This window comes from Roseixanthobacter psychrophilus (genome assembly GCF_043195195.1).
Classification (GTDB): domain Bacteria; phylum Pseudomonadota; class Alphaproteobacteria; order Rhizobiales; family Xanthobacteraceae; genus NCEH01.
On the sequence record NZ_JBAFWT010000101.1, the window covers coordinates 1 to 3,130 of the forward strand.

4 protein-coding genes are annotated in these 3,130 nt (G+C 64.1%); all 4 read right to left on the minus strand.

What is annotated here, in order from left to right; genetic code table 11:
* Nucleotides 1-41 precede the first annotated feature (41 nt).
* The 4 genes from V5F77_RS28380 to tnpA are packed head-to-tail and all read right to left on the minus strand — an operon-like array spanning nucleotide 42 to nucleotide 3,048.
* Nucleotides 42-653 (minus strand): YecA/YgfB family protein, encoded by a 612-nt coding sequence (locus V5F77_RS28380; protein WP_429008405.1) that lies wholly within the window; start codon nucleotides 651-653, stop codon nucleotides 42-44.
* A complete protein-coding gene (gene tnpC / locus V5F77_RS28385) occupies nucleotides 596-2,167 on the minus strand; it encodes an IS66 family transposase (RefSeq protein WP_429008406.1) in 1,572 nt (523 codons plus the stop codon). Before tnpC ends, V5F77_RS28380 begins: the two co-directional genes overlap by 58 nt.
* A gap of 48 nt (nucleotides 2,168-2,215) precedes the next feature.
* Entirely contained in the window at nucleotides 2,216-2,548 is a 333-nt protein-coding gene (tnpB, locus tag V5F77_RS28390; protein ID WP_429008407.1) for an IS66 family insertion sequence element accessory protein TnpB, read from the minus strand.
* Nucleotides 2,549-2,565: 17 nt separating this feature from the next.
* Nucleotides 2,566-3,048, minus strand: coding sequence for an IS66-like element accessory protein TnpA (gene tnpA / locus V5F77_RS28395; protein WP_429008408.1), 483 nt, complete (start codon nucleotides 3,046-3,048; stop codon nucleotides 2,566-2,568).
* Between the last annotated feature and the right edge of the window lie 82 nt (nucleotides 3,049-3,130).

A 3,130-nucleotide genomic window follows, 5' to 3' on the forward strand; every position in this document is an offset into this window, starting at 1 on the left:
GTAAGCGCGACGAGCAGGCCACGGGGATCGACGGTCGGCTTTCACTGCTTTGTGCGAGCAGTCCTGGTCATGGCATAAAGCTGGAGAACGGCTGGGCCGATATGTCGATGAGCCGTCGCGCGCAGTTTTCGCCGCTCGCTTGGGGGGACACGGAACAGCATTTTGCTGAGTTGCGGATTGATGACCATGATGGGCGCGACGATCGGCCGAGGTTGAGCGAGAAGGATGGGCCCCCAAGCCTCGCCGCCCATTCCGAGACCAAGCGCGAAGCCCACGGCCCAGTCGTCGACGTAGAGTTTGCCTTTGTCGTGCATGAAGACCGGGCGATAGTTGCCGGGGGCGTCGCTTAGCAAAGCCTCGACCTCGTCGTGACGATTGAGAACGGTATTGACGATGCGCTCTTCCAACGATCCAGGCTTTGCTTGAGGCATCTTGCCGCCAAAGATTGCCGGCAACCATCCGGTCGACGCAATGACAACCGGTCCGGCGACGACGGCGGCAATCAGCCCGTCGATCGCGCTCAGCCCAACATATCCGCCATGGCCGTCGCCGCGCAGCCGTTCATCGAGTTCGTCATAGGGAACGGCCGGGCGGCTCATGCCGCCACGGCCGCCGTTTGGCACCACGCTTCCCGTTCGGCTTTCCAATTCCACGGAAGAAGCTCGTCGAGCCGGTTGAGCGAGACGGCTCCCGAGACGATCTGCTCGAGGACGTCGGCGAGCCAGGTCTCGGGATCAAGGTCATTGAGCTTGGCGGAGTTGACGAGCGATGCCAGTACGGCCCATGTCTCGCCGCCGTGGCTTGATCCGGCGAAGAGCACATTCTTTCGCGTCAGGCAAACCGGCTTGATCGCCCGCTCGACGACATTGCTGTCGACCTCGATCCGCCCGTCGCCGAGGAAGGCCGTCAGCCCTTGCCAATGCGAAAGGGCATAGGCAACCGCCTTGCCGAGCGATGACTTGGCTGAGACCTCGCTGATCAGTGTGTCAAGCCGCTCCTTCAGCGCCACCATCAGGGCAGCGCTCTCGGCCTTGCGCACCGACAGGCGTTCCTCCGCACTCGTGCCGCGGACGCGCTCCTCGATCCGATAGACCTCGGCGATCGTGGCAATGACGGCCAGTGCCTCGGTCGAGCCCGTCGTCTTGACCACTTCGACAAACTTGCGGCGGGCATGGGCAAGACAGAAGGCAAGCTGCAAGGGCGCGGCATTGCTCTTGCGCCGCCGCTTGGCCAAGCTCTTGTAGGCCGCATAGCCATCGACCTGCAGCACGCCGCCGAAGGTTGAAAGCTGTGCTTCGATTTCGTCCGTCCCCCGGCTTTCCGCAAACACATAGCCGACCGCCGGCGGCGCCGGTCCCTGCCAGGGACGATCATCGATAGCCTGCGCCCACAGTTGGCAGACTTTCGTCCGCTTGCGTCCCGGATCGAGCCGCGGCAGGGGTGTCTCGTCACAGAACACCCGCGGTTGCGCGCGGATGAAGGCGAGCAGCCGCTCGTAAAGTGGCTTGAGCCACCACGCGGCCCGCCCGACCCAGTTTCCGAGCGTTCCCCGGTCGATGTCGATGCCGTAACCGGCGAAGATCTGCGCCTGGCGATAGAGCGGCAGATGCCAGGCGAACTTGGAGACAACCACATGCGCGACCAGCGCCGTCGTCGCCATGCCGCCATCCATCACCCGTGAGCGTGCCGGCGCCTGAACGACATGCGCCGCACACGCCCGGCAGGCGTACTTGGGCCGGATCGTGCGGATCACACGAAGAAGTGCCGGAACGATATCGAGGGCCTCGCTGACATCCTCACCGATGCGATGAAGGGGAAGGCCGCAACAGGAGCAGATCGTGCTGTCCGGCTCGATCACTTCCTCGCAGCGCAGCAGATGCTTGGGCAGGGCACCCATATTGCGCGATGCCGGTCGACGCTTGCGCCGCGGGCGATCCTCGTCGTCAGCATCGTCATTGGCCGCTACCGGCACCTCGCAGAGGTCGCCGAGATCAAGCGCGATCTGCGTCGGGTCGAGCACGGCGAGCTTTTCCGATTTCGTCCCGAAGATCATCTGCCGAAGGAGATCGGCATAGACGCGCAACTCCGCATTCTCGGCCAGAAGGTCGATAACAATCGCCTTCAGTTCGGCAGGATCGGAGGGCAGTGAATCGGGGCGGAGCGACATGATCAACCCTACCATGCTGCCCAGAATCTTCAAGCAAATCCAGTCATTTCATGCCGCTCGGATCGGCCTCTTGACCGGTCTTTTCACCACTCGTGTCCAGTCGAGGCCGGCGACCAGAAGGCTGAACTCCTCGCGCGTCAGCCGGATCGAACCATCGCGAACCGGCGGCCAGGTGAAGCGGCCGGATTCGAGCCATTTGGAGACCAGTACCATGCCTGACCCGTCCCAAAACAAAAGCCGCAGCCTGTCGCCGCGCTTGGGGCGGAAGACAAAGATATCGCCGCAATAGGGGTCGGCCGCAAGCGCCGAGGCGACCAGAGCCACAAGGCCGTTGATGCCGCGGCGGAAGTCGACGGGCTGCGTCGCCACCACCACCTTCATGTCTCCGGCAAGTGCAATCACCGCGCCGCTCGCAAGGCGCCCACAATGGCAACCGCCAGGCCCGCATCGACAGAGCCCGTCAGGACGAGCCGGCTTCCGTCGACCTCCAGTTCGATCCGCCCGGCCGGCGCCGCCGTCAATTCCGATATCGCAGGATCGGCAGCTTCTTTCCGCCGCCCGCTGTCATGGCCATGCTGCCGATCCTCGCCTGCGATCGTGATCGGCACAAAATGCGCCGCCGGCGCTGTCTTCACCGCGGCGTCGGACTTCACCAGCCCCGCTTGCCGCCGCCAGACCGTAAGAAGGCCACGACTCACGCCCCAACCCCGCGCGACGGCCGAAACATTGGCGCCCGGCTCCGCCGTTTCCGCAACGATCCGCGCCTTCTCCGCCGGCGTCCAGCTATGCCGCTTCCGGCGGCCGGTGATCACCTCGATGCGACGATAATCACTGCCTTCATGCCTGTCATGATGACTGGCATCAACCTCATCCCAATCCATCCGCCCGCGCTCCTCGCAAATCAGGCGGCAAATCTCCACCGCGCAAAGCACACCCGCAAGATGCCCCGCTCGTGACGCTCAC

Coding starts and splice junctions, on each gene's coding strand:
- tnpB (WP_429008407.1), bottom strand. CDS start 2,548: ATGAAGGTGGTGGTGGCGACGCAGCCCGTCGACTTCCGCCGCGGCATC.
- tnpA (WP_429008408.1), bottom strand. CDS start 3,048: ATGGATTGGGATGAGGTTGATGCCAGTCATCATGACAGGCATGAAGGC.
- tnpC (WP_429008406.1), bottom strand. CDS start 2,167: ATGTCGCTCCGCCCCGATTCACTGCCCTCCGATCCTGCCGAACTGAAG.